This is a genomic window from Shewanella sp. (assembly GCF_048265805.1).
Lineage (GTDB): Bacteria > Pseudomonadota > Gammaproteobacteria > Enterobacterales > Shewanellaceae > Shewanella.
Map to the genome: position 1 here is coordinate 1 of NZ_JBLXAT010000012.1, position 25,053 is coordinate 25,053.

General features: G+C 46.4%; 24 protein-coding genes and 1 tRNA gene. 7 read left to right on the plus strand and 18 right to left on the minus strand.

Going from position 1 to position 25,053, the window contains the following annotated elements:
- Positions 1-235 precede the first annotated feature (235 nt).
- Both pseB and pseC read left to right on the plus strand, forming a co-directional pair.
- Positions 236-1,231 carry a UDP-N-acetylglucosamine 4,6-dehydratase (inverting) gene (gene pseB / locus ACN0TT_RS09980; protein WP_417762000.1) on the plus strand — a complete coding sequence of 332 codons (996 nt, stop codon included), beginning with the start codon at positions 236-238 and terminating at the stop codon, positions 1,229-1,231.
- Positions 1,228-2,376 (plus strand): UDP-4-amino-4,6-dideoxy-N-acetyl-beta-L-altrosamine transaminase, encoded by a 1,149-nt coding sequence (gene pseC, locus ACN0TT_RS09985; protein ID WP_417762001.1) that lies wholly within the window; start codon positions 1,228-1,230, stop codon positions 2,374-2,376. Before pseB ends, pseC begins: the two co-directional genes overlap by 4 nt.
- Here pseC and ACN0TT_RS09990 read toward each other — a convergent pair.
- Genes ACN0TT_RS09990 through ACN0TT_RS10050 form a run of 13 tightly spaced genes read right to left on the minus strand, consistent with a single transcriptional unit; the run spans position 2,369 to position 16,282 of the window.
- On the minus strand, positions 2,369-2,959 hold the full coding sequence (locus tag ACN0TT_RS09990; protein WP_417762002.1) for a class I SAM-dependent DNA methyltransferase: 591 nt from the start codon (positions 2,957-2,959) through the stop codon (positions 2,369-2,371). The genes pseC and ACN0TT_RS09990 overlap by 8 nt on opposite strands.
- A gap of 3 nt (positions 2,960-2,962) precedes the next feature.
- Entirely contained in the window at positions 2,963-4,063 is a 1,101-nt protein-coding gene (locus ACN0TT_RS09995) for an ATP-grasp domain-containing protein (protein ID WP_417762003.1), read from the minus strand.
- Complete coding sequence (locus ACN0TT_RS10000) at positions 4,056-5,774, minus strand: cytidylyltransferase domain-containing protein (protein WP_417762004.1); 1,719 nt, start codon at positions 5,772-5,774, stop codon at positions 4,056-4,058. Before ACN0TT_RS10000 ends, ACN0TT_RS09995 begins: the two co-directional genes overlap by 8 nt.
- Entirely contained in the window at positions 5,771-7,678 is a 1,908-nt protein-coding gene (locus ACN0TT_RS10005) for a glycoside hydrolase (RefSeq protein ID WP_417762005.1), read from the minus strand. Before ACN0TT_RS10005 ends, ACN0TT_RS10000 begins: the two co-directional genes overlap by 4 nt.
- A 3-nt stretch (positions 7,679-7,681) precedes the next feature.
- On the minus strand, positions 7,682-8,899 hold the full coding sequence (locus tag ACN0TT_RS10010) for an ATP-grasp domain-containing protein (RefSeq protein WP_417762006.1): 1,218 nt from the start codon (positions 8,897-8,899) through the stop codon (positions 7,682-7,684).
- Complete coding sequence (locus tag ACN0TT_RS10015) at positions 8,900-10,087, minus strand: class I SAM-dependent methyltransferase (RefSeq protein WP_417762007.1); 1,188 nt, start codon at positions 10,085-10,087, stop codon at positions 8,900-8,902. It abuts the gene before it with no gap.
- Between the two features lies 1 nt (position 10,088).
- Positions 10,089-11,201 carry an FkbM family methyltransferase gene (locus ACN0TT_RS10020; protein ID WP_417762008.1) on the minus strand — a complete coding sequence of 371 codons (1,113 nt, stop codon included), beginning with the start codon at positions 11,199-11,201 and terminating at the stop codon, positions 10,089-10,091.
- Positions 11,194-11,940 carry an SDR family NAD(P)-dependent oxidoreductase gene (locus ACN0TT_RS10025; protein WP_417762009.1) on the minus strand — a complete coding sequence of 249 codons (747 nt, stop codon included), beginning with the start codon at positions 11,938-11,940 and terminating at the stop codon, positions 11,194-11,196. The genes ACN0TT_RS10020 and ACN0TT_RS10025 overlap by 8 nt, the downstream gene beginning before the upstream one ends.
- On the minus strand, positions 11,933-12,901 hold the full coding sequence (locus tag ACN0TT_RS10030) for a transketolase family protein (RefSeq protein ID WP_417762010.1): 969 nt from the start codon (positions 12,899-12,901) through the stop codon (positions 11,933-11,935). The genes ACN0TT_RS10025 and ACN0TT_RS10030 overlap by 8 nt, the downstream gene beginning before the upstream one ends.
- The gene (locus ACN0TT_RS10035; protein WP_417762011.1) at positions 12,891-13,733 is read right to left on the minus strand and encodes a transketolase; all 843 of its coding nucleotides are present in this window, start codon (positions 13,731-13,733) and stop codon (positions 12,891-12,893) included. The genes ACN0TT_RS10030 and ACN0TT_RS10035 overlap by 11 nt, the downstream gene beginning before the upstream one ends.
- Before the next feature lie 31 nt (positions 13,734-13,764).
- Positions 13,765-14,631: an N-acetylneuraminate synthase family protein gene (locus tag ACN0TT_RS10040; RefSeq protein ID WP_417762012.1), complete on the minus strand. Its 867-nt coding sequence runs from the start codon at positions 14,629-14,631 to the stop codon at positions 13,765-13,767.
- A gap of 44 nt (positions 14,632-14,675) precedes the next feature.
- Positions 14,676-14,954 (minus strand): hypothetical protein, encoded by a 279-nt coding sequence (locus ACN0TT_RS10045; protein WP_417762013.1) that lies wholly within the window; start codon positions 14,952-14,954, stop codon positions 14,676-14,678.
- Positions 14,954-16,282 carry a motility associated factor glycosyltransferase family protein gene (locus tag ACN0TT_RS10050; protein ID WP_417762014.1) on the minus strand — a complete coding sequence of 443 codons (1,329 nt, stop codon included), beginning with the start codon at positions 16,280-16,282 and terminating at the stop codon, positions 14,954-14,956. The genes ACN0TT_RS10045 and ACN0TT_RS10050 overlap by 1 nt, the downstream gene beginning before the upstream one ends.
- A 377-nt stretch (positions 16,283-16,659) precedes the next feature.
- On the opposite strand from ACN0TT_RS10050, the gene ACN0TT_RS10055 reads away from it, so the two are divergent.
- Positions 16,660-18,231: a methyl-accepting chemotaxis protein gene (locus ACN0TT_RS10055; RefSeq protein ID WP_417762015.1), complete on the plus strand. Its 1,572-nt coding sequence runs from the start codon at positions 16,660-16,662 to the stop codon at positions 18,229-18,231.
- Positions 18,232-18,624: 393 nt separating this feature from the next.
- Here the strand turns inward: ACN0TT_RS10055 and ACN0TT_RS10060 are convergent.
- Both ACN0TT_RS10060 and ACN0TT_RS10065 read right to left on the minus strand, forming a co-directional pair.
- Positions 18,625-18,700, minus strand: a tRNA-Arg gene (locus tag ACN0TT_RS10060).
- Positions 18,701-18,754: 54 nt separating this feature from the next.
- The gene (locus tag ACN0TT_RS10065) at positions 18,755-19,897 is read right to left on the minus strand and encodes a flagellar assembly protein T N-terminal domain-containing protein (protein ID WP_417762016.1); all 1,143 of its coding nucleotides are present in this window, start codon (positions 19,895-19,897) and stop codon (positions 18,755-18,757) included.
- 229 nt (positions 19,898-20,126) lie between these two features.
- Between ACN0TT_RS10065 and ACN0TT_RS10070 the strand changes: the two genes are divergently transcribed.
- Both ACN0TT_RS10070 and ACN0TT_RS10075 read left to right on the plus strand, forming a co-directional pair.
- Positions 20,127-20,723, plus strand: a complete 597-nt coding sequence (locus ACN0TT_RS10070) for a FlgO family outer membrane protein (RefSeq protein ID WP_417762017.1) — start codon at positions 20,127-20,129, stop codon at positions 20,721-20,723.
- Positions 20,723-21,172, plus strand: a complete 450-nt coding sequence (locus tag ACN0TT_RS10075; protein WP_417762018.1) for an LPP20 family lipoprotein — start codon at positions 20,723-20,725, stop codon at positions 21,170-21,172. The genes ACN0TT_RS10070 and ACN0TT_RS10075 overlap by 1 nt, the downstream gene beginning before the upstream one ends.
- 198 nt (positions 21,173-21,370) lie before the next feature.
- On the opposite strand, the gene ACN0TT_RS10080 is transcribed toward ACN0TT_RS10075, so the two are convergent.
- From ACN0TT_RS10080 to flgA, 3 genes are all read right to left on the minus strand, one after another.
- A complete protein-coding gene (locus ACN0TT_RS10080; RefSeq protein ID WP_417762019.1) occupies positions 21,371-21,799 on the minus strand; it encodes a flagella synthesis protein FlgN in 429 nt (142 codons plus the stop codon).
- Positions 21,799-22,113: a flagellar biosynthesis anti-sigma factor FlgM gene (gene flgM / locus ACN0TT_RS10085; RefSeq protein ID WP_417762020.1), complete on the minus strand. Its 315-nt coding sequence runs from the start codon at positions 22,111-22,113 to the stop codon at positions 21,799-21,801. The genes ACN0TT_RS10080 and flgM overlap by 1 nt, the downstream gene beginning before the upstream one ends.
- Positions 22,114-22,189: 76 nt before the next feature.
- Entirely contained in the window at positions 22,190-22,897 is a 708-nt protein-coding gene (flgA, locus tag ACN0TT_RS10090; protein WP_417762021.1) for a flagellar basal body P-ring formation chaperone FlgA, read from the minus strand.
- Positions 22,898-23,087: 190 nt separating this feature from the next.
- On the opposite strand from flgA, the gene ACN0TT_RS10095 reads away from it, so the two are divergent.
- Positions 23,088-24,011: a chemotaxis protein CheV gene (locus ACN0TT_RS10095; RefSeq protein WP_417762022.1), complete on the plus strand. Its 924-nt coding sequence runs from the start codon at positions 23,088-23,090 to the stop codon at positions 24,009-24,011.
- A gap of 130 nt (positions 24,012-24,141) precedes the next feature.
- Positions 24,142-24,975, plus strand: a complete 834-nt coding sequence (locus ACN0TT_RS10100; protein WP_417762023.1) for a CheR family methyltransferase — start codon at positions 24,142-24,144, stop codon at positions 24,973-24,975.
- Positions 24,976-25,053: the final 78 nt, after the last annotated feature.

A 25,053-nucleotide genomic window follows, 5' to 3' on the forward strand; every position in this document is an offset into this window, starting at 1 on the left:
TCATTTGATCACATGACAAGATGCGCATCTACCTTAATTTGATGATTTTTATCTAAATCATCAGGGGATTCCTCAGGACAATGCATGATAGGGCTGCAAGGTTCGAGAACAATTCAAGCGGCTAGTGGCAATATCTTGATATAAAATAGATTATACTTGCCTTGATTGTCTGTATCATACGATATGCGGTGCGCCTGCTTTTGGGTGTCTGTAAATGAAAAGGAATTGATAATAAATGTTTAACAATCAAACAATTCTCATCACGGGTGGAACAGGTTCTTTCGGGCAGATGTACACCAAGACACTGTTAGAGCGCTATCGTCCGGCTCGTTTAGTTATCTTTTCTCGCGACGAGCTAAAACAATATGAAATGAGTCAAAAATTTAACGCGAGCTGTATGCGTTATTTTATTGGCGATGTGCGTGATCGAGAACGTTTGATGCAGGCGATGAATGGCGTGGATTATGTCATTCATGCGGCAGCAATGAAGCAAGTGCCAGCCGCAGAGTATAACCCGATGGAGTGTATTAAGACGAATATCCATGGGGCGGAGAATGTTATTGCGGCGGCTATTGCCCATAACGTTAAAAAGGTTATTGCCCTGTCCACTGATAAAGCGGCCAATCCGATCAACCTTTATGGGGCCACTAAGTTAGCGTCTGATAAGTTATTTGTTGCCGCCAACAACATTGTCGGCAGTGGCCGCACACGGTTTGCGGCGGTGCGCTACGGTAATGTAATTGGCTCTCGCGGTTCGGTGGTGCCATTTTTCAAGAAGCTGATCGAAGACGGCGAGGTATCGTTACCGATTACCCATCAAGATATGACTCGGTTTTGGATTACGCTGCAACAGGGGGTGGATTTTGTACTCAAGAATTTTGCCCGTATGCAAGGTGGCGAGATCTTTGTGCCTAAGATTCCCTCTGTACGTATCACCGACTTAGCAAGCGCCTATGGACCTGATAGACAGCAGCATATTGTCGGCATTCGTCCCGGTGAAAAGTTGCATGAGATCATGTGTCCTGCGGATGATTCGCATCATACGTTGGAATTTGACGATCACTATGTCATTACTCCCAGCATTAAATTTTTCGGTCGCGAAAACGATTTTTGCCATAACTCGCTTAATGAAATAGGCACCTTAGTAGCGCAAGGATTTGAGTATAATTCAGGCAGTAACCCCCACTTTTTAACTGTCGATGAAATTTTGGCGATGGAAGCGGACGCATGATCCCTTATGGTAAGCAAGATATCAGTGCTGCTGATGTTGCTGCTGTGGTTGAGGTGCTGCAATCTGATTTTTTAACTCAAGGCCCTAGAGTTCCTGCTTTTGAAAAACTTATTTGCGAATATACAGGGTCGCATCACGCTGTCGCAGTGAGTAGTGCTACCGCAGCGTTACATATTGCGTGTCTGGCGTTAGGCGTTGGGCCGAGCGACTATGTATGGACATCTCCCATAACATTTTTAGCATCAGCTAATTGTGCGCTTTACTGCGGCGCTAATATTGATTTTGTTGATGTTGACCCTACTACTGGCAACATGAGTGTTGCTGCGTTAGCAGCAAAGTTGGCCGATGCTGAGCGGCAAGGTCAGCTCCCTAAAGTGATTATTCCGGTGCATTTGGCGGGGCATAGCTGCAATATGCAGCAAATTGCTCAACTTGCCAAAATCTATGGCGTGAAAATCATCGAAGATGCTTCGCATGGGATCGGCGGCAGTTATCATGCTTCACCACTAGGTAGCTGCGTCTATTCAGATATCACGGTATTCAGTTTTCACCCTGTGAAGATTATTACCACAGCTGAAGGCGGGATGGCTACAACCAACGATGCTGTACTCGCTGACAAGATGATGCTTTTGAGAGCGCATGGTGTGGTGCGAAATAAAGCGCTGTTGACTCGCCCCGATGAAGGCGATTGGTATTACGAGCAGCAGCTATTAGGGTTTAACTACCGTATGACAGAGCTGCAGGCGGCATTAGGTTGCTCGCAGATGCAGCGTTTGAATGAGTTTGTTAAGTGCCGTAACCAATTGGCTGAGCGTTATCAACGGCAGTTGCAAGATCTGTCGTTAACGATAGTTAATCCGCTAGACAATAGTTATAGTGCACGACATTTGTATATTGTCCGTTTGCCTTTAGAAAAACGTAAAGCTGTGTTTGATAACATGCGTCAACTTGGCATTCAGGTTCATGTCCATTATTTCCCGGTGCACTTGCAACCCTACTATCAATCATTAGGGTTTAAGGTGGGAGATTATCCTAATGCTGAGCGGTTTTATGCAGGAATCCTTACATTGCCGCTATTCCCAGGATTAACTGATGATGACGTCAGTTACATCTGTCGCATGCTCACTCATTTACTTGTTAACTAAATGCCGTCAACCAATAGAAAGATTCTACTTTACCAGCGCTATAGAACTCATCGGTGTGTTTACCAGATATCCCTATAGTGAATCCTGCATCGTGCAGTAACTGTTCTATTTCCTTTTTATTATAATACCTTTTTACCGTATCGACTGTTTCACGCTTATCTTCTTTGGCTGAAAAGGAGATGACTAATCCATGGCCTGGTTTCAAAACACGGTGAATAGCTTTAAGCGTTGGCAGTGGATCGTCTAAATAGTGGGTTAGCCCCCAGCAAAGTACCGCATCAAAGCGCTGGTCCTCAAAAATGACTAAACCTTCAGGGATCTGTGCACAATGACATTGCTCATCGGGTAGTCGATAACGGTTAGTAACAATGGCTAATGCTGATTGACTTTGATCCATAACATCGAGCAGGTCATAACCCATTTCTAATAAGGCGCGAGTATTACGTCCTTCGCCGCAACCAAGGTCTAGAATTCTCGCGCTATGCGGTAGTGATAGCTTTGAAATCTGTCTAATGACATTAATATCAGGCCATACCAGCGGTTCTTTGGTTCTTACATCACGATAGTGACTTTCCCAGCTCATCAGTTAATCCCCTGAAATTGAAAAATTAGTGCCTTGAAAATGACCCAATGCTTTTTGCATATCTGCGTCTGATTGAAAAGTATAGAGTAAACATTGGTGGTGCTGATACGGTGTTGCTGTTACGGGTGTAGTTATTGGCAACTGGTATTGTTGTACTTTATTTTGGAATATCAGTATGCACGGGCGAGTTGGAGCCTGTGGCAGTTCTGGGGGTAATCCTAATGCTAGCCGAATATTGTTAGCAAACACATCGTAACCGTTGAGGTGCAGAGGAATATAGACGTCGTTGACACAGTCTCCTCCAATTTCGCCATGCACTTCATAGATTTTTGCTTGCCTTGTTTGAGAATTAAATTTCATCGCTGTTTGGAAAAATCCATGTGATAGCGATAACGCCTGCTGCATCTGGCAAAATGTAGCTGAAGCTAGTCGATCCCAGTCTGTAGGGACGCTATACCACCCCAAACCATCAAAGGCTGGTGCCCCAGCCGATATTTCGCCTACTGTACACAGATGGATCACTTTTCCGTGACTGACAAAATCGATAGATACAATGTCATAACCATGCAGATACTCTTCGATATTAACCGAGTTGTCGTCGGATACGGCTTTTGCTTGCTGATAGCGCTCCAGTAGCTCGTCTCTTGTCGAGCATTTTCCCATCGCGGCATGGGATTTTATGGTATTGGCGGGTTTAACAAATACAGGCAGTGGTACATCGTCAGCCAACGAATAGCTAGCAGGACAGGGGACACCTGTTTGCCTCAGCATATTAATAAGTTTCTGTTTATGGCTAATGATTTTGCTTTGTTGAACAGTCATGCCGGGTAACTGTAACGCTTGGGCGATTTCCGCTGTCGTTATTACAGGTTGCCCTGTAGAACGGGTCAGCACTGCTGTGGGCTGTAACTGGCGTTGCTGTAACTCAGCGATGATCGGTTGTGCTTGATATGTACTTTGGTTGATAAATATATCGGCAGTTTTGCTACCTGGAGCAAGCGGATTAATATCGCAGGCAATTGCCTTGTAGCCTAATGCTTGAATGGCCGCGATTAATGGCAATTGATTGTTGCCAGCCCCAACACTGAGAATAGATTTATTCATGCTGTTGTTCCAGCAGTTGACTGATTTGAGCGCAAAAACGATTTACACCATCAATCTTAGTTGTGAGTTTTGCAGCATTTTTTAGTATTTGTTGTTTAGTATCAGTATCTTTGACATCAAATACTTGCCGCAAGATTGGTACTATCTCTTTGTCATGCTCACAAATAAAACAGCATTGAAGCTGCTTTAAAAACTGTAATTCATTACTGCTGGTCAGGTGTTTGGGTGGCAGTAATAGGGTGAGCGCTCCAGAGGCGATAGCCTCAAATAAAGATAAACCATAGCAACTGATAATGGTTGCTGATTCTGCAATCAACGTCGGTAGGTTTGCAGGATTCTGAAGTGTTTTCCAATGGGAATTTTCAGGGAGTGTTGGCGCTTCCGCATAGGGGCCTTGAATCCAAATACGCTCGATATCTCTCGGTATGCAGGCATCAATGGCGTCCGCTAACCATGGACCATAGTTAAGCGCATCACTACCGCCTGTAAGTACCAATAGTTGATTTTTCTTAGTTGCTGTTTGTGGGGGGAACAGATAGTTCTCCCAGCCAAAACTCAAATTGGGGTGTGCAAGCTCGCAAAAAAAAGAAGGTACAAATAGTAGATCTACGTGCGGCAGTAAAAAGTCACATTTGTCTATAGCAACGAGTTTTTGTTGGTTGGCCTTCGCTGTACAACAAAAATCGATCAGCGGTTGCTGTGGCACAAACGCTGGGTGCAAATCGACGATCCATAGATCAGGGTTGAGTGCTTTAAGTACCGTGAGCGCTTCGGTGATATCAGTATGCCATTGTGCTATGTTTGCTGGTAGCCAAGGTAGTGTTCTGGATTCACCAATGATATGCAGTTGCACTCCGATAGAAAGCTGCTCCATCAAGGCATTTGCCAATAGTACACTTCGACGTAAATGCCCCATACCAACATCAGCACCAACCTGGCAAAGTATCACGGCTTTACGGTACTTCACATTGGGCAACTTCTGGTGCACATGCGCATTTATTTGTCGTAACTGTGGGTCAGTGAGTAATTGCTGCTGAACCCAGCTGAGGCTGACGATAGTTGACTCGCCATGATGTTGATACCAGCGGCGGTAAACTTCACTCATAAAGCGGTAATCGGCGTCAGTATCTACAGAAATTCTATGTTTTATTTTACTGAAATCGGCGCAATCCTCAATGTCTAAGACATCCAGCACTGGCGTGAGTTTATTGCCGTAACCTACGTGTTCACGAGCCAAATCCAATGTGCTGATCGCCACTAATTTTTGCCAACCATGATGGCTGTAAACTGCAATACCTTCATGGATGGTCTCGGTTCCTGGGGCAAGCTTGATGCTGTCCTTTTGTGGGTGGGCGATAAGTTGCGTTAGCGCATGATCGATAAAGGCTGGTTCAATAAGTGGGCAGTCGCCGCAGATGTAGACAATATAATCAGCGTTATATTGTTGCACTACAGCGTCGATACGGCCTACCAGATCATCCACATTGCCGCTATAGGCCATCACCTCTATGTCGGGACGATGGGCCCAATCGACTAACGGCTGATTAAATGTATCGGCGGTGGTCGCCAGTACGCTAGTATTTATCTGCTGACATTGTTGTAGTCGCTGAAAAATATGGTGGATCATCGGCTGGTCGGCTAGCGATAGCAGGTGCTTCCGCGGTAGCCGACTGGAATTTAATCGAGCGCCTACGACTGCAAGAATGTTCACAAAGACCCCTTCGGCAATGAGCAAGGCTCGATCTGGAAACTGAAATCAGGCAGATAGCCATCGGTTTTCAATGTCTCGTCAGCTTCTGCTAGTGAAAACCATAAGCGGTTGAGATAAGTATCATTAATTTTTTTAGAGGAGAGCATCGGCAGTGCTGCACCACTGGCGGGATCCCAACTCAATTTAATGCCATCACTCGCAACCCCAAAGCGTACTTCCCCAGTGGTTGCCCCAAGCGCACAATTGGCGGAGACGATGGATGAGACGGGCGCTCCATGGTCAAAATCACAGTTGGCATGAAAATGTTCGGCTGTATCACCACCGAGATGAGTTTCGTACCAACAGCGACCATGGCAGTTAAGCAGGGTGAGGAATCCTAATCGTATTGATGCTTCAGGCCGCAGATGTTGCTCAAACAGAAATCCGCAGGTGACCGACTCGCCATTGAGCCGAAAATACTTAATCACTTTACCAATTTTTAAGGATAGTTCTGTGCTGATAATCAGTGCGTCTTCCTCCTGCCATAGCTGGTAGGAGACCCGCTCTAGATCTGTCACTCTATCTCGATGGGTAAAGCGTTCTATCACCATGTGGTTAGTATAGAAATCCGCACCATAACTTATGTGGTCAAAAAAACCATGGGAAAGCGTCCCCAAAATCGGCACAAATTGTTGTGAGGCAAATGCGAGTGATTCGACGGTCAACCCGCGGTTAGCATTGAGTTTCAGCTGTACTGCAGCTGTTTTTACCCATAATCGCCGCCGTTCGTCATCATAGCTGATATGCCAGTCACTGCGTTGCTGATTGTAAGTTTGCCATTGAGAGAACAGTTTATTCGGTGCCACAAGCGCCAGTTTTTGATAGCGGGTAGGCGTCAGATGGGTACGTAAATCACTGGCCCACAGGCGACATAAGTTACGCCAGTCTTGAGCCGTTGTTGCGTTATTAGCTGTTAATCGCCGGTAATGTTGGTAACAGAGACTATTAAGCAGTACATCATTACGGCCACTCAGTCCCCAACGGGTGATGTTGTATTTTGCTTGTTTCTTTACGGCAACAGGATGAGCGGCGGTGGCGAGTTTCAATTTCTCGCCACCTTGCCATAGTATTAGGGTTTGACTGGGTAGCAACCATCGGTGTCCTTCGCTTAGCGCCTGCTTAAACAGCATAGCGATTCGTTGCCATTCGCCGTCAATTCGTTCTGCTTCAGAACTGTAACGTCCGGGACGATAATCAAACACTTCGGCATCACTGCCGTAAACAGGGAAAACTTCAATGCCAGCATTGGTAATTTTTTGCAGGTACTGTAGATAGTCTTGTAGGACTAACTCCCCATGCGCATAACGCTGAAACTTTTGAAAGCTAATAGCATGATTCCAAATCACTTTTATACAGCGCCCAGACGCTGTTGCCAGCGTTGCAGGGCGATTAAGCGCTTGGTGGTCCCAATGCTCATTATAAGAAAAGGGATTATCCCATTCGACAACCACTGCTTCGAATCCAGCATCAAGGTAGATATCCAGCAGGCTCTCAGAGACGGCTTGTTCATTGATATAGGCAATAGATGGCGTGACGCCGATTAGCGCTTGATAGCCCTGTTGACCTAATCTCAGGTTATGGCGATTGACGTCCGCGGGGACTAACGGCCCAATAATTTGGCTATCGCCGCTAGCAATGAGCTCACAACAGCCTTGTGCTATGAGTTTCGAGAGCGCTGCTAGCCATTGAGGATCAACTTTTGCTATGGCTTCTAAGGTATAAACTGTTGCTTCAATGCCTATTGGAGACTCTGGCGTTGCTAAGGCTAAGAGCGGTTGGTAGCAACGTTTAATCACATCAGCATGACATTCTTCATCGATGGAAGAAAAAGCGAGGTTAAGATGGAAGATGGTATAGAGTTTCATAGGTTAAGATTCGTAACTGATATTCAGTTGTGCCAATGCCGAATTGGCAATGTCTATCGCATCTGCTTTTGTTGCGGCACAAGTGATGACAAAACCCGCGCGCTGAGTGTGGTTTGCCAAAGGGGCAATGCAGTCGCCTGCTTGAATGAACAGCGATAGCATTGCAACCCCCGCTAATGCGCTAGCTTTATCTTCGTTTTCGATCGCCTTAATTTTTCCCGGCATAAGGTCTAGGTAGCGAATAGCTACCCCTTTTTCATGCGTGGCAGTTACTTCCGGCATCGATAAGTGTTCGCCTAGGGCGAGTTTTATCGCTTTTTCAATAAAGTTCACGCCGGTAGCGAGCGGAATTTGTGTGGTTGAGAAGTACCCGCCAGACAATCGCCCAGCAATTTCTATGACCTTTGCTTGACCTCCAGAAAACACCATATCGCCTTTAGCCACACCGCTATCAATGCCTAACGCTTTGGCTGCGCGTTCGACGGTCGCAATAACTTGTTGTTTCACTTCCTTGGTCTGCGAAGTAGGACTATCGCCGCCATTTTCAATCATGAAGGGTTTCGTTTTTTCTAGCCATTCATAGTTTCGGTCAGAAAACCCCAGCGTAAAGTAGTTGCCACAATCTGCTAATGTTTCCGTACTAAATTGTGGGCCCGGTAAATACTCCTCCATCATCACCCGCCCAGTGGGGGATTCTTGCGCCGCTAGTTCCCAAGCATGTTCTAATGACGCTAAGTGATCGATGTATTGCACCCCGCGAGCACCACGGCTATCTACAGGTTTGATGACTAAGGGCAAGCCTATCTTTTCCGCACATTGGTAGACATCTGCTTGTGCAGGTACCGCACAATATGCCGGTATCGGAATGTTTTGTGCCTTTAGTTGATCTTTCATCGCTAGTTTGTCAGCGACCCAATGCGCCGACTCAAGCGTTAAACCGGGAAGGTGCAAAGTGTGAGCGACAATGGCAACACTCATGGGGACATCAGCGCACATCGCTATGACACCATCAATCGTTATGCCGGTAGCTTGCAAGGTCATTGCTTGGTTGGCGATAGCCTCGCCATCATAGGTGCTGGCAACAATGACGTGATTTGCCCACGCAAAGCCGAGCGCAGATGGGTTACCATCAGCGATAATCAGCCCTAAGCCCATACTTTTGGCGATTTTGATGCCTTCACAGGCTTCAACTCCAGCCCCAATAATCAGTAGGTTTCTCATTTAATTGGTCTTGGTATTGTCAATACGATGCAGACATAACGTTTTGATTTTCTTATCTCTTAGCCATTGCAGGGCATCAAATATCTCTTTTTCTGAGGCATATGAAGATATTAATACCGCGTCTCCCGGCTGCCACTCAATGGCCTCGGGGGGGACGCAATGCCAATTACCTTGCTTTAAGCCCCATTTTAGCTCTGACGTATCAGTTAAACCGGTTATGTGGACTTTTTCTAGCAGATTTGTGTTGGCAACTAGCTGGCAAGTATGAATTCCTGCCCCCCAAAGATAAACATTTTTAGCTTGCTGTAATGTCGGTAGAATCTCATCAAGCTTTTGCTGCCAATAGGCAACCTCTTGTTGACGATATTTTTGGACTTTTTTAGAGTTGTTCTCATACTCGCTTGAAAACTCTTCCGTATGATGTTGTGGCTTGGTGCTGGCTAATACACCGATGACAGGAGCCAAGTTACTGTTGTAATGCTCAACAGTTGAAACTGGGTAATAGCCCGTATCCAATAGACTTTTGAACAGATTGGCGCGGGTATAATAGTTTATGTGTTCAAATGAAAAGAATCCTGGGCACAGGCTGTCAGGTGACGCAAACAACGGAACTTCTACATAGATAAATCCCTCTGGCAGCGGATCTTGAATATGTCGGCATTTGTTTAATACGGTCTGCGGTGCGTAAAGGTGCTCTAGTACGTGGGTTAGAATGACTAATTCAAAGGTCTCTGTAGTTGTAAAATTTTCCGCACTGTCATTGATACAATCAATGTTGTAGAGCTTTTTCGCTAGCCTAACGGATGCCTCTCCCGGTTCAACACCTAATACACGGGTGACGCCAGCCTGTTTAAATCTGGAAAGCGTATAACCATCTGAACTACCAATTTGTAACGCTGACGAAGGTAAGGAACCCACCCCGCGTTTTATAAATTGAATTTGTTCATCTAAATCTCTAATTTTTGATTCAGACGGCTTCTCACGTCGTCCCGGATTGGTGTAAACAGCCATAGAACTATAGAAATGCATCATTTCGTCAAATGTCACCGTGGGGCTCTGACAGACAGAGCCACAGTTGCGACAAATAGAAAAACCAATTTCTTTTAAGTCTAATCCAGGAAGTACCCAAGTATTAACAAATAGACATTCTAAATCTCGACCACCACATATAAAGCATTGCCGTTGCATATTAGTTTTTCACCATCGCATAAATGACTGACTCAAATAATTGTTGAGAATGATGAACAAACCAAAATTTATAGTTTGGGTTGTATTCAGAAATTTGCTCGATAAGTTGCCAAAGTTGATTGGGTTCATGGTAGGCACTGATGGCTAGTTTGGGGCCATGATTACGTAGCAGGTTTTTGGCCCCTTCAATGGCTTGCGGCTCAGCCCCTTCAATGTCCAGTTTTAGATAAGTGGGATGACGATTTAACTCTAAACAATAATCGTCGAGCGTGGTCGTGGGAACCTCAGTTACTTGCTGGGAATCTTCAGTGACACTGACGCGTGATTGCATGCTGTGCACAGCTTCGTTAGACGTCACAAATTGCAGTGTGGATTTTTGGTTCCAGAGAGCTTTTTTGACGACAAAACAATTCGACAGCTCTTGCTTGGCTATATTTTCTTTAAGTATTTTACAATTGCTCTCATCCGGCTCGAAACTGTGGATCTCTAACTCATTTCCACAAAGGGCCTTTAAATCAAGTACAGTGTCTCCCTGCCAAGCGCCCCCATCAATATAAATATCGCTCGCCTCAACGGCTACAACTTTACTTAAGTAATGTTCATGACTCGGATTTGTCAAACATAGTGGATCATAGGTCTGTCGATAACGAATACAGCCAAGGAAACTGTGAAGATCCTCTTCAGTGAGGTATTTGTTAGCAACAGCAACAGCACTTTCAACATCAAAAATTTGACAATTAAAGTGATCTTTCCAACGTTGAAAGTCGACAAAGAAACTGAAATCTAGGTATTTAACGCCTAACTGCACCAGTTGTGTTGCAATATCTTTTGCCCAATAGCTAGCAATCAACACAGTAGCTGACGACTTATCCAGTTGATTTGGTGTTAACACCTGCTTTCCATGAAAATCTTGCTGCTGTTTTGAAAGCGAGTTATCAACGTAATAAAGAATGTTGACGCCGTATTCATCGAGTACTCGCGTAACACATTCTGCGGCGCCACCAGTCCCAAAAACAATCACGTCGTTTAGTTGTGATAGCAGCTCTACTGGTGATGGCCATTGTAAATTGGCTAGAATCGTAGTGCTCAGTGCTTGATTGGTCGTCTTATCCAAAATACATTCCTCCATTCATATTTAGAGTTTGCCCCGTCAGATAAAACGCATCATCTTGGCATAAATTTTCTACTTGAACCGCAATCTCTTCCGCAGTCGCCAATCTGCGAGCAGGTATATTTCGTACTTTTTCTTTTCCTGCTTCTGTTGCTAGCTCATTTGCTGACATCTCGGTGGCAACTAATCCAATCGCCACCGCCATGCTTGCAATACCCTCCGCCGAATATATTTTGGCGATAGATTTAGTGAAGTTAATTAAAGCGGCTTTTGATGCGGCATAATGCACCTGATTAAAGCCGCCCCATTGTCCACCAATACTTGTGATATTGATAATCCGTCCCCAATGCTGCTGTTGCATGAAAGGCAACACTTCTTGTGTGGCTCGAAAAGGCCCTTGGAGATTGATATCAAGCATTGTTTGCCAGTCACTGTCTGTGATCGTGGCAAACGGCTTTTCTTGCGCAATTGCACCATTATTAATCAAGATTGATACCTTACTACCAAAGTGATTTTCAATTGCTAGTAGCGACTGTTGGATGGTGTTTCTTGCACGATAATCAATATTAATGGCTAACGTTTGATGGCCCTTAGCATTTAATTCAGCCGCTAGATTTTCAGCCTGCTGTTTATTGCTATGGTAACCAAGTGCCACCCGATACCCTTTGGTTGCAAAGCAATAGCTCAAGGCTTTGCCAACCCCACCGGTTGCGCCAGTAATTAGGACGACATGACTAGCCATGGTCTGTTTCCTTATGAATGGCAATGATCTTGTGGATGAGGCTTTGCGTATCCAGCCCATAAAAGGCGGCTAATTCATCCGGTTCACCAGAGCGGCCGATAACATCTTGTAATCCCATCCGGTGTAACGGGGTCGCCGTTGTGCTCTCGGCGATGACTTCAGCGACGGCTGAGCCTAAGCCGCCAATAATGGAGTGATCTTCGCATGTGACAATGGCATTGGTTTGCTGGCAAGCGTCAATAATCTTTTCGCGGTCTATCGGTTTGATTGAAGGCATATGTAATACTCTGACACTTACTTTCCCCTCCAATGCTTTTGCTGCCGATAGCGCGCGGTGTGTCATTACTCCGCAACTGATAATGGTGATATCACCACCTTCATGCAGTACGTAACCTTTACCTATTTCAAAATTAGGCTCTTCAGTAAATATATTGGGACAAGGACTACGACCGCTTCTCATGTAAGCTGGTCCGTGATAATTCGCCAGCACTTTGGTGGCTGCAGTAATTTCAAAAGCATCTGCTGGAGAGAGCACAACCATCGAAGGAATCGCTCTCATACAAGCCATATCTTCAATACACTGTGCTGACGCACCATCTGGACCAACATCTAACCCCGGATGGCTAGCGACAAATTTCACATTTTTTTTTGAATATGCGACCGATAACCGTATCTGTTCAATCCCTCGCAGCATAAACGTCGCAAAAGTTGTAACGAAAGGTTTGAATCCCGTAGTCGCTAGTCCGGCGGCGGCACTAATCATATTTTGTTCCGCTATACCGCATTGAATAAATCGTTCTGGATGAGTGCTTCTAAAATGGTGTGTACCCGTACCGCCAGCTACATCAGCATCCATGACTAAAATTTTATCATCAGTGTTAGCAAGATCTGTTAGCGCAATACCGAAGGCTTCCCGTAATGAATTCCCTTGCTGTCCGACTAAACTAGGATTATTTGACATTATGGTAGGCCTCCAATTCCGCCTCTGTGCAGCCCAAGGCACGCATTGCAGCATTATATTGTTCTGTTGTAAGCGTTACACTGCCATGCCATAGCGGCTTATCCTCCATAAAATCAACTCCTTTCCCTTTGATCGTATGAGCAATAACGACTTTAGGTTTATTGTGATGTTTAACTTCAAAGGCTTTTTTTAGCGCTGAATGGTCGTGCCCATCAACCTCCAATACATCGCATCCAAACGCTGTCCATTTATCACGTAAAGGTTCAAGCCCACATATTTCACTATTGCGTGCATCACTTTGAAGCTTGTTGTAGTCAATAATGATGGTGAGGTTATCGAGTTGATGTTGTGCGGCGAACATAGCGGCTTCCCACACTTGTCCTTCCTGCAATTCACCGTCGCCCAGCAGCGCATAGACTTGTTGTTGACTCTCTTTAAGTTTGAACCCTTTGGCTATTCCGGTGGCAACGGATACGCCTTGTCCTAATGAGCCTGTACTCACCTGGACCCATGGCGTTTGTGTCACATCAGGATGGCCCTGCAGCGGAGAATTAATTTTACGAAGTGTCTTAAGTGATTCATGTGGGAGTATATTTTTACTCGCTGCTGCCGCATAGAGCGTAGGTACTGCATGACCTTTCGATAGAATAAAAACATCGTCTTTTTCAGCAGATTCTAATGGTGATGCTCCAGACATTTGCAGGTGGAAGAGCACTGCGACAATGTCTACACACGATAAAGAACCACCAGGATGACCTGAGCGAGCATGGTAGATTGACCAAATAATATCTTTGCGTATTTTGGATGCAATGCTCTGAGTGTTTATTAACATAATACTAGCTCTTAATTAACGATATAGTCGTTTACTTGTTCGGATTAAAGTTATGTCTCATCGCTTTCATCGGCCGTAAGCCATCGGTCGGATCGGCGCGCCAGTCTCGATCATTTGCTTCGCTTGGAACAAACTGTTTATCAGGCGAGCCGTCAATAGTTGTACTGGCCTTCGATGCCGCAATCAGAGGTGCCATCTGCTGTGGCAACCAGCAGTGTCCAGCGGCGTATTCGGCGCCAGTTTTGTCTAAATCTATATGAAATTCAATGCAGTCTGCTTGCCAGTGATGCACAGCTCTGGCAATGACGGCGTTTGACACTGAATGATCTGACCAGCCCACCTTGACACCATAACGTTGCCGAAATGTGCCTAATACCGCCAAGTTACACTCGTTCTCTGGAGTTGGATAGGCTGACACGCAATGCAGTAGCGTAATATCGTTACATCCTGCATTTTTCAGTACGCTAACGGCATGATCTATTTCATCAATGGTTGCCATTCCAGTAGACAGCACTACCGGGAGTCCTGATGCGGCGCAGGCTATCAGCAGTTCATCCCATAACAGTTCGTATGAAGCGATTTTATAAAAATCGACGTAAGGCTTTAGCTCGGCGACAGCTTGCAGATAAAACGGTGTGCACGAAAACTGGATTTGGTATTGATCACAGGCTTGTTTCAGCGCAGGCAGAAAGGAAACTGGTAGTTCCCACTCTTTGCGTTTGCGGTGCATTTCACTGCTATTAAGAATTTCTGGAGCAAAAAGTTCATCTATTTTAAACAGTTGAAACTTCACTGAATCACAGCCGATCTCAGCCGCAGCTTTGACAAATTCAATACAGCGCGCTAAATCACGATGGTGGTTGCTGGAGACTTCTGCAATAAAATGGGTTTGACTCATGATGTTGACGCCTTGTTTTTGTTTGCTAGTTTGTTATCGGCCACTCAACGCAATTCCTGATAGTTAGTTGAGGAGCATGTAGTAGGCGTCAATAATGGCAGCACTTCATATTCAAGGGTATCAGCTAGGCCCAACCAGTTTCTGCTCTCTTGCGCTTCGAGCAACTGAGGGATTACTACCATCAGTTGTTGTGCCAGCTTTGGCTGCTGTAATGCGATTTGTAGTTTATCTATACACTGTGCGAATAAAACAGAAGCAGCGGCTTCGCGTCCTAAACGAAATGTAGTAGCGGTTTCAATCAATAATTCTCTCATATCTGCCATTACAGTTCTCTGAAAGGTGCACCATGAATCTTAGCTCCGGCACGACTGGATTGGTAAAACTTTACGTTGCTATGATTCTCAATGAAGGATTCAAGATTGCGCAAATACGCTCGTAGGTTGAGGGAGGTTGGCATTTTTTCATTATCGCCATTTATTAGCCAATGGCCTGTATGTCTGACACTTTTTTGTAAATTGTTTGTCCAAGTTTTGGTGTCTTTGTCGTCAGACGATTTAGCAAAATCGTGCCAGTAAGCGTGAGACTTATTGTTGACATAGCAGAAATCTGCGCCACACAACGTTACCTCAACCGCCCCTAATTCGATGGCTAACGCCACCGCAGGATGGATAACACTCCCATTGGTATATAGGCGTGTCTTATTGGGGTAGATTTTAGCTAACTCATCATATAATTTGCTGCTCCCCAAAGCGTTATAGCGCGGTCCTTGCCACTGTCTAATGATTGCTGGCTTCAGCCGAGGAAGGTAGGCCAAACAGATATCACTGCTTTGCTGCAATGGTAGATGATACTCAGCAATGGCCCCGTCAATAGATACCACAATATCAGGCTTGACCTCATGGTGTAGTAATCCTCTTAATGCAGTATCCACCGCAATAATGAGCGGCCGTTCACTATGGCGGCTTATTTCTGCTAATTTGCCGTATTGAAGTTCAAGTGATGGGCCCGCGGCTATAACAATAGCAGTATCATGATCAAATGTTGATTTGAGTGCGCTTACATCGAGATCTTGCTGTATAAAAAGATGGTTATCAGCAAATCGTTGCTGTATCTCTGGGGCGTCGCTTTGGTGCTTACTGTTTGCGTAACTCATATTGAGTTCATACATCAGCAAATCGCGTAAGCGGGCGTTGTCGTCAGATGCGAGCTCTAAATCGGGGGCGATCACCATATAAGGCTTGAATAGCGTCTTTTGTGAGGGCTGCAATTCGAGTGATATGCCTGGGTGATTTAACCACGGTGTGTGGTCAACGTAGCTGAGGACTAACGCAAAAATTGCGGGATTTAGAATGCAGATCCTCAGTTGAGTCAGTCGTCCTTCATCAAGTGCCACAAACGGTACGTCGCCCATGCCAAAGCCGTAGACAGTTGCTGCTTTTGCTTGTTCTGGAAGCGTACTCAGAAACAGCTGCGTTTCAGCCATGCGGTTGTGGCGGCTACTGAGCTGAATGCCATTAACACTGATCGTTTGATTCGAGCCAGTGACCAGTGCGGCGTCCAGTTGCTCAATATCTTGTTGCTGCAAGATAGTCGCTGCCGATGGCCAGCGAGACTGAATAATGGCGAGGTTTGCTTGGAAAATATCTGTCATTCTTTGCGTCAGTCATCTTAAAACTGTTTGTAATATAACATCTTTAGCGCTGATATCACGCTTGTTATGCCATCAAGTTAATACTGCGTTTAGATTGCGAGCGGCAAGTATCATTTCCCCTCAGCCTATCGCGTTGGCCGTTGTGGTTGGGGGATACTGAACGCATTTGCGTTGCTAGTCGGTCATCAGCCAACTCTATGTCACTCAACGAGAATTTTATATTGGGCTAAGTATCACATTATGCCGCGTCACATTTTTGACGTATGCCACTTGAGTTGACTAATAATTGCCCGTATCTTTATACGTTTTTGTAGTTTTATTAAGTGGTCAGCTGTTGTGTGCTGGCCTCACAAAATAATCTGAAAGAGCGAGCTGTCATGCGTTTGAATCAACCTGTAACTCAAACGGAGAGAGTGCTATCAGATAAGGACATCTTGCTAACTACCACCGACTTACACGGCAATCTCAAGTACGCCAACAAGGCGTTTTGTGATGTGAGTGAATTCTCTGAAGCAGAGATTGCTGGTCAACCGCACAATATTGTGCGTCATCCTGATATGCCGCCCGTGGCATTCCACATGTTGTGGCAACGCATTAAAGCTGGACAACCATGGATGGGGATCGTCAAAAACCGCAGTAAAAATGGCGATCATTACTGGGTCAACGCCTATGTCACGCCGGTGATGGAAAACGGCGAGGTACACGAATATCAATCGGTACGCCATAGCGCCACTCGAGAACAGATTGAAAGCGCCAGCAAAATTTACCAGCAAGTGAATCAAGGCAAGACGCCAGCCACGATGCGTAAGCCATGGTTTGGCTTTGGTCAGTCTTTGCAAATATTGGGATTGGTGAGTGTTCTGCTGACCATGGCTGCCGCTTTTTATTCCCCTTGGTTGGGCTTAGCCGTTGCCGCCGTATGGTTGATGGCAAGCCAATGGCTATTAACACCGTTTTATCAGTTAGTGCGGGGCACCCGTGACATTGTCAACGATCCATTGGCCCGTGCCGTCTACACCGGCCGACAAGACGAACTAGGCCAACTGCGGTTAACCCTTAATTATCTCTCCGCCGAAACCGGCGGCGTGATCGGCCGCATGGCTGACTCTGGCAGCGCCATTAGCCACCAGAGTGGTGAACTACTCAGTGCGCTGCGTAGCAACGCCGCTCGCGCCGAAAACCAACGGGCGCAAACTGGACAAGCGGGCGTGGCGATGTCGGAAATGACCGCTAGCTTCAACGACGTGAATGGCAATTTACAGCGTGCCTTGCTCGAAATGCAGTCAAGCATGCAAGCCACGCAGTTGGGGCATACCAGCTTGCATAACGTGAAAACTTCCATTGAGGTATTGGATAAACGTATGGCCGAGTTCTCCGATGTGGTAGATCTCTTGCAGCAAGACAGCCAATCGATCAGTGAAGTATTAGAAGTGATCCGCAACATTGCTGATCAAACCAACTTGCTGGCACTTAACGCCGCCATTGAAGCGGCAAGGGCTGGGGAGGCAGGTCGCGGGTTTGCCGTGGTGGCTGATGAAGTGCGCAGCCTGTCGAGTCGTACCAGTGAATCTACCGTGCGTATTGAGCAGATTATTGCGCAGTTCCAGCAAACGACCTTGGCCGCCAGTCAAAAAATGCAGGCTAGCGAAGCAGATGCCAAACGGTCAGTCGCTTTAGCTGATGAAGCCAATCAAGTGTTTGAATCGTTAAAACACTCTACCCAGCGCCTTGGTGAGATGACTGAAGCGAATGCCGCAGCGGTGCAGCAACAGTTGATCGTTGCGGAAGAGATTAATCAGGCGATTCTTACCGTGAGTGATTTGGCAAATGAGAGTTCTGAGCAAACGCAGCTTGCTGAAAAACGTAGTGAGCAGGTGAGTCGTTTGGCGGTAAAAAGTAATGTGCTGTCTGAGCAGTTTTGGGGCCAGAGCATAGTACGCAAAATCTAACGCACTCAACTGGCATTAAAAAGCGGCGACAATTTGCCGCTTTTTGCTTCTGTACGTTCATGCTTAATCGTGAATTTTCACCTGGTGGTGGCAGCACACAAACTGCGGTCAAAATGTTTAATGGCACTGCCAACATAGCCCTTATTGACAGAACTCCAAGTAAGAGCGGTTGGTGCCAAGTGACCGCGATAGCTTCCATTTATGGTCGCGGGTGACAGCTCACGTTCCATTGCATACCCCAAAGCTCACACTGCATTCGGTAATCCAGCCATTTGATGCGACCAAGCACTTCATTGCCGTAGCGCTTGGTTTTTCATGACTTGCTAGCGTAGAGCGGCACCGAGGGGGCTTAGAGAGATAACGGACTGAAACGCTGTCAGTTATATGGTTGGCTGGTCTCCCCACAGGGACTCGAACCCCGATCGGTCGCTTAGGAGGCGACTGCTCTATCCTGTTGAGCTATAGGGAGACGCAACGATTATACTGTTTTTAGCATCCAATAAAAGTTTAATTGTCTAAGTGGTTAATTCTTAAGCGCAATATCGTTGATCTGGATATTAGCACCGTCATCTTTGGCACTGAGTACGGCGGTAGAGGTGTCGTCGGTGATCTGGTCAATCGTTACTTGCACTTCGGTTGCTTTGGCGACAGTACGGGTTTGACCAACACGATCGGGGAAGTTGTGTTGTAGCACCACTTTGAATTTGTCGCCGGTGCGTACGCCGCTTTTACGGCCGAGGTTGAGGATCACCCGTTGGCCTTGTTTGGCGATCACTTGTGCCATGGTAGGGCGGCAACCTAGCGCATCATCCATATCGAGTATGGCGCGCTTGATAACATCGACAATGGCGTTGCCATAAGTTGATTGCCAAAACTCATCGCTGTCAGGTTGTACGCTGGCGGAGGCGTCAAAGTCCCACTCGCTGTTAAATTGATAATCTTGCTGCCAGATAGTTTCGCCGCTGATGCTGTGAACCAATGACATCTTTAAGCGAAAGTCGCGCTTTTGTTTGTCCCACATGGCGCTAAAACCCGATGGCGCTTTGGACATGGCCATGTCTTCCACTTCTGGCAATAACAAATACAGTGTGTTGGTTCGTTGGTTGAGCCAACTGGCGCTGTCGCCGCGATGCTCATTATTAAAAATCTGGCTTGGTACGCTATTGGTTAGATCCAGCTTGGGATAAACCTTGTTGGAGTTGTTGTGGATCACGTCCGCTATTTTGCGTGATAAGGCTTGTGGGAACGCTTCCATCTGGCCGTAGCGCAGCTGTTTGCGGTCAAGCACCATGGCGCGGGGTAAGTAGAGTGGCGCTTTTAGGGCGTTGGCTAAACAGCTGTCTGCTGGGTTATTGGCGAGGTCGACGCGGATTGTCACTTCCAGGCGGTTGCCCCGCTGTTGTTCGCGCACCACTTCTAATTGATTGTAGTTAGCGTTATTACTGAGGGCGGAGGTTTGGTCTAACACGCCGTTGGTGACGGTTTGTTGGGCGCTGATGCTGCCACCGTTGGTGACGACAGCCATGCCTAGTGCGTGCTTAATTGCTTGTTGCCGTGCGGCAGTAATGTTGCCATCAACAATGGAGGCGTCTCCCGTGACGGTAACCCACGCGGCGTGTGCGGAGGGGATAGTCAGCAACATCAGCAAAGTGATTAAGCGCAACATAGGGTGAAGTTCCTGCAGTTAGTCGTGAGAGAGCCAATTTTTAGGCGGATTTAACGCCGCTTGCCAAAATATTCAAGTTCTATGCCATTAGTCGGCACAACTGTTGCTTAATAACCGCCAAAGGTTATTGGGCGTCAAGTTTTCACCTTGGCTGCCGATAGCTAATGATAACTCTCAGCTTAGTCGTTCACTTGAGCGGAAGCTTGGTGCCACATGGAGCAAAAAGGTTATGTACAAAAAATGGTTTTGTTTGATGGCGCTGTTGTGTTGTAGCTGCCAATCAAAGGCAGTGGTGCCTGAACCTCCGCCAGCAAAGGCAAAACTTTTCTTGGTAGCTCAGCAGCTTACTGCTGATTTAACCCGCTTTAGTGTGGCGTTTGAACAGGAACCTCTGATTCTGGTAACTACGCCGGTAGATGCTGAAAAGTTTGCTATGACTAACCCGTTAGCGGTGCAGTTGCAGCAAGATTTAATGACATCACTGCAGCAGTTGGGTTACCACGTGACCGATATGAACGTGAGCGATTCCGTGCGGGCGGCAGAAAACGGCACCTTTATTTTGACGCGCGACTGGCAAAAGATTGCCGCTGATGTGTCAGTGAGCCACGTGCTGGTATCAAGTATGGACTTAACCAAAACTGGCGTTGAGATAAATACGCGAGTGATTGATTTAAGCGATCACCGCGTTGCGGCGGCCGCGAACATTTTTGTTCCAGCGGTTGATCTGCCCGGTTACCTTACTGAAGCGAGTAAGAGCGTATCGCGCAATGGTTTGTTATATCGGCAATCTGAGCCCGGTAACGTGCAGTATATTGGAGCAGAGTGATGAACAGAATTCTGATGGTGTTATTGGCGTTGGTGCTAGCTGGCTGCGCAAGTAAAGATAAATTTGTGCAGTATGAAACGGTGGCGCCGGAGCAGTTTCCTACATTAACTGCTACAGGTTACGCGCCGCTGGCGTCGCAACCGGGTAAAACCCAAGCAGATCGGGTGCTGATGGCAATGCAGGCATCTAAAATTGCCGCTTATCGTGAGTTGGCTGAGCAAGTGTATGGGCAGCAACTGCAGGGGGCAAGTAGCGTCAGTGAATGGGCAATGCAGTCTGACACGATTAAGGCGTCGGTATCGGGGGTGATCCGCGGTGCCAAAGTAGTGGCGAGTTATCCCTCTGGTGATCATTACGTGACTGAATTGTCACTCGACTTTGCTACTGTTTGGCAGTTATACCAGCAGCAGAACCGGCCACAACGGGTCAGGGAAGTGACTTACTTCTAGTGGCCAAATCGGCTTTGCTTCCTGCGTTAACAAACAGCTAAACGCAAAAACGCCACATCAATGTGGCGTTTTTCATGGGCGCTTATTGCGGTGAGTCAGAGTAGGGGGCTTATCTTTGCTGGCTGTTTTTACAGCAGGTGGAGCGTGATTTAGGCAAGGCAGGTGATGTGCCGTGTAGTTATTCTCCACCAACAGCCCCTAGGCTTTTAAGTCATTCCCTAGGGTGGGAATGGTCGATGTTTTGCCTTTGCCATCATAGGTCAGGCTGCTGGAGTTGCGGCTCATTTGCAGTGCTTGGGCTAAGCGATTGATGCTGGCATTGCACAGTTCAATCAGTTTGCCGTTTTCCTGATTTTTAGTTTGGCATTCGTTCATCAAGCTTTTGGCATCGGCTACCAAGGTCGCCAGTGGTTCACGGCTAAAGTCATCTTTATTGGGATGCTTGGCTAGCTGGGTGTCCACTTCTTTGATGGCGTCTAACATGGTGTTTTTGTCGGCGGCGAGCGACATAAGCTTATCGGCATCGCGGCTGATTAACGCGTGCTTTTCTTGGTCGATCAAAAACAGCAGGCGCTCAAGATTGAGCGTCTGCTTGTTCAAATGTTGTTCCAAGTCTGACAGCTGCATTAAGCCTCCAGATCAAGATCACTCATATCCGCTTCAAATTGCGCGATATTGCCCGCCAGTTTTTCTGGGTCAACCTTGTAGCGTCCCTCAGCAATAGCTGCTTTGATTTCGGCTACTTTTTGTTGGTCGACATCTGGCAGAGATGAAATCTTACTTTGAAGACCTTGAAGTTGCTGCGCCTGACTTGAGACAACAACTGAATCTTGTTGATTACCAGCAACCGATGTTTGCGCTTTATCAGCTTGCGCTTGGTTGGTTTTTGGCGAGTTGACCGTGGTCACTCTAGCTTGGTTTTGCAGTTGTTTTATGTCCATAGCCTTCTGGGCTCCAGGGTTAAATCTAAGTTCTCAGGCTCTGTATCGGCAGATTAGTTTAATGCTTGAGCGATTTTTACATGTTTACGCGAACTTCGCCAACTTTAGTCACTAAAGCGTCGATAATCTTGTTTGATCTGGCATTTTTTACTCGAATTTGCTCGCCGATGTTGCCATCTGCTTCGGCAATGCCAACCGTTTTTATCTGAAAATTTTCTGAGGTGGCCACAATTGAGACTTGGTCACCTTTGCAAACAAAACAAACATTGGCCGAAAAAATCGGGTAGTCCTTGGTGACGCGCCGTTTTAATTTGGCACCAATTAATGGCTCCATATCATCAAACTGCTGGCCGTTCAGCGAGAACTGATCGATATAGCGTGTTGCGAGATTGCTGCGCATTAAGGTAGTGCCTTGTGCGAGCGTTTCATTAGGCACGATCACCGGAAAACTGATATTCACCCGCACAGACATATAAATCTGCCACGGGTAAGACTGACCAGCGACGTCACAGCCGACTTTAACTGTGTTGTTGCGGCTAATTTCGCGGTCGGTGGCCATTTCTACTGTGAGTTCACTGGCGCAATCAGGCAGCAGTAACCTGCTGTCTAACGACTGCGGCTCGATTTCTACGTGCGCCACTGGCGGCACTTCGATTTTTTTTGACACCGTTTCTTTAGCTAACTTTTCGATTGCCGATATACTTGGTATTGCGGCCTGCGCTGAGGCTATCGAATTGGCTGTCAGCAAGATAGAAAAACAAAAGTGTGCTAAATTTACTTTCATAATGAATAGGCTAGGTAGATTTACAGTTTTACACTTATACTTCAGGGCATTCCGTAGCTGCTGATACATCATCAACGCCAAGGCGACAGAACTTTGACTAAAGTGTTGGCTTATCAGTGTAAAGCAATATATATGCCTTTCTGAGTTTTCAGATAAGGTTTGGATGGTACAACCAATACAAGGCAGACATATGTCAGGCATTCTTGATTCAGTCAACAAACGTACCCAGCTTGTAGGGCAGAACCGCCTTGAGCTGTTACTCTTTAAATTGAATGGCCGACAACGGTTTGGCATTAACGTATTTAAAGTAAAAGAAGTGCTGCAGTGCCCACCGTTGACCATGTTGCCTAAGCTGAATCCTTATATTCGTGGTGTGGCTCATATTCGCGGTGCGACCATCTCCGTGATTGATCTCAGTGCGGCCACCGGTGGCCGTCCTATCGAGAACGTGAAAGACAGCTTTATTATCATTGCGGAGTATAACCGTAGCGTGCAGGGCTTCTTGGTGAAGTCGGTTGAGCGCATCATCAATATGAATTGGTCTGATATTATGCCGCCACCACAAGGGGCTGGTCGGTCATCTTATTTAACGGCGGTGACTGAAATTGACGGTGAGCTGGTAGAAATTATCGACGTGGAAAAAATTCTCGATGAAATTTCACCGATGAAAACCGAGATCAGTAAAGAAGTGGATGAGGCGTTAACCATCGACCGCGAACAAAACTTCCATATTATGGTGGTGGATGATTCTGCTGTCGCGCGTAAACAGATTATTCGTGCGTTGGAATCTTTGAACTTACAGATTGATACCGCCAAAGACGGCCGCGATGCATTGAATAAGTTAGAGAAAATCTCCACTGAAATGGAAAACGTGGCGACGGAAATCCCGCTGATTATCTCTGATATTGAAATGCCGGAAATGGATGGCTATACCTTAACTGCAGAAATTCGGGACAATCCTAAGTTGAAGCATATTAAGATTGTATTGCATACATCTTTGAGTGGGGTGTTTAACCAAGCAATGGTGCAAAAAGTTGGCGCCAATGACTTTATTGCCAAATTTAACCCGGACGAATTAGCGGCTGCGGTTAACAAACACCTAAGTTTGAAATGATTGTCTAACATTGTGCATTGATATTTCAGGGGAAGCTTGTCTTGCGGATGAAGCTAGGGTATAACCCAGCGCGATAATCTGTAGGACAATGCCTCATCAGTTGCATGTTCATTAACGACGGGAAGCCAGGGTGACAGATAAGTCTCTAGCAGAAACCGAATATAACCAATTTAGACTGTTCCTCGAGCAGCACAGCGGTATTGTGCTTGGTGAAAACAAGCAATACCTTGTCAGAAGTCGGCTCGCGCCATTGATGGGTAAATATGGTTTACCGTCATTATCGGACGTAGTTAAACAGTCGATGCGGCCAACTGAGCGTCAGTTACGTGCAGAAGTGATTGATGCCATGACGACCAACGAAACCTTGTGGTTCCGTGACCGTTACCCCTTTGAGCTGATGGCTAATCAGCTATTACCACAATTTGCCAAGCTGGGCCGCCCGTTGAAGATTTGGTCCGCTGCCTGTTCATCAGGCCAAGAACCGTATTCACTGGCAATGACCGCGTTGGAATATCAACAGCGTAAACCCGGTGGCTTGCCGGGCGGGGTGTCGATTCAAGCGACTGACTTGTCACCATCAATGTTGGAGCGTTGTAAAAACGCTGAGTATGACGGCTTAGCATTGGCGCGTGGTTTATCTGAAGAACGTAAGCGTCAGTTTTTTGATGCACTGCCGAATGGCAATATGCGTTTGAAGGAGAATGTACGTCGCTTAGTGAACTTCCGTGCGCACAACTTGCTGGAAAGCTATACCTTGCTGGGTAAGTTCGACATCATATTTTGCCGTAACGTACTTATCTATTTTGCCCCTGAGGCGAAGGCAAAAATCCTGCGGCAATTTGCTGCCGCTTTGAACCCGAAGGGCATCCTCTTTTTAGGGGCTTCAGAGTCAATTGCCGGGTTAACAGATGAGTTTGATATGATCCGTTGTAACCCAGGGATCTATTATCAGAAAAAGACTTAATGTTAAGTCGCTGAAAATAAAAAATTCTTTTAAATGCCAGTCTGTTTAACAGTCTGGCATTTTTGTTGCTGTAGTTTT

Bases quoted from the DNA above. Each gene is read 5' to 3' on its own strand.
- pseB (WP_417762000.1), top strand. From the start codon at position 236: ATGTTTAACAATCAAACAATTCTCATCACGGGTGGAACAGGTTCTTTC.
- pseC (WP_417762001.1), top strand. From the start codon at position 1,228: ATGATCCCTTATGGTAAGCAAGATATCAGTGCTGCTGATGTTGCTGCT.
- ACN0TT_RS09990 (WP_417762002.1), bottom strand. From the start codon at position 2,959: ATGAGCTGGGAAAGTCACTATCGTGATGTAAGAACCAAAGAACCGCTG.
- ACN0TT_RS09995 (WP_417762003.1), bottom strand. From the start codon at position 4,063: ATGAATAAATCTATTCTCAGTGTTGGGGCTGGCAACAATCAATTGCCA.
- ACN0TT_RS10005 (WP_417762005.1), bottom strand. From the start codon at position 7,678: ATGAAACTCTATACCATCTTCCATCTTAACCTCGCTTTTTCTTCCATC.
- ACN0TT_RS10010 (WP_417762006.1), bottom strand. From the start codon at position 8,899: ATGAGAAACCTACTGATTATTGGGGCTGGAGTTGAAGCCTGTGAAGGC.
- ACN0TT_RS10015 (WP_417762007.1), bottom strand. From the start codon at position 10,087: ATGCAACGGCAATGCTTTATATGTGGTGGTCGAGATTTAGAATGTCTA.
- ACN0TT_RS10025 (WP_417762009.1), bottom strand. From the start codon at position 11,940: ATGGCTAGTCATGTCGTCCTAATTACTGGCGCAACCGGTGGGGTTGGC.
- ACN0TT_RS10030 (WP_417762010.1), bottom strand. From the start codon at position 12,901: ATGTCAAATAATCCTAGTTTAGTCGGACAGCAAGGGAATTCATTACGG.
- ACN0TT_RS10035 (WP_417762011.1), bottom strand. From the start codon at position 13,733: ATGTTAATAAACACTCAGAGCATTGCATCCAAAATACGCAAAGATATT.
- ACN0TT_RS10040 (WP_417762012.1), bottom strand. From the start codon at position 14,631: ATGAGTCAAACCCATTTTATTGCAGAAGTCTCCAGCAACCACCATCGT.
- ACN0TT_RS10045 (WP_417762013.1), bottom strand. From the start codon at position 14,954: ATGGCAGATATGAGAGAATTATTGATTGAAACCGCTACTACATTTCGT.
- ACN0TT_RS10050 (WP_417762014.1), bottom strand. From the start codon at position 16,282: ATGACAGATATTTTCCAAGCAAACCTCGCCATTATTCAGTCTCGCTGG.
- ACN0TT_RS10055 (WP_417762015.1), top strand. From the start codon at position 16,660: ATGCGTTTGAATCAACCTGTAACTCAAACGGAGAGAGTGCTATCAGAT.
- ACN0TT_RS10065 (WP_417762016.1), bottom strand. From the start codon at position 19,897: ATGTTGCGCTTAATCACTTTGCTGATGTTGCTGACTATCCCCTCCGCA.
- ACN0TT_RS10070 (WP_417762017.1), top strand. From the start codon at position 20,127: ATGTACAAAAAATGGTTTTGTTTGATGGCGCTGTTGTGTTGTAGCTGC.
- ACN0TT_RS10075 (WP_417762018.1), top strand. From the start codon at position 20,723: ATGAACAGAATTCTGATGGTGTTATTGGCGTTGGTGCTAGCTGGCTGC.
- ACN0TT_RS10080 (WP_417762019.1), bottom strand. From the start codon at position 21,799: ATGCAGCTGTCAGACTTGGAACAACATTTGAACAAGCAGACGCTCAAT.
- flgM (WP_417762020.1), bottom strand. From the start codon at position 22,113: ATGGACATAAAACAACTGCAAAACCAAGCTAGAGTGACCACGGTCAAC.
- flgA (WP_417762021.1), bottom strand. From the start codon at position 22,897: ATGAAAGTAAATTTAGCACACTTTTGTTTTTCTATCTTGCTGACAGCC.
- ACN0TT_RS10095 (WP_417762022.1), top strand. From the start codon at position 23,088: ATGTCAGGCATTCTTGATTCAGTCAACAAACGTACCCAGCTTGTAGGG.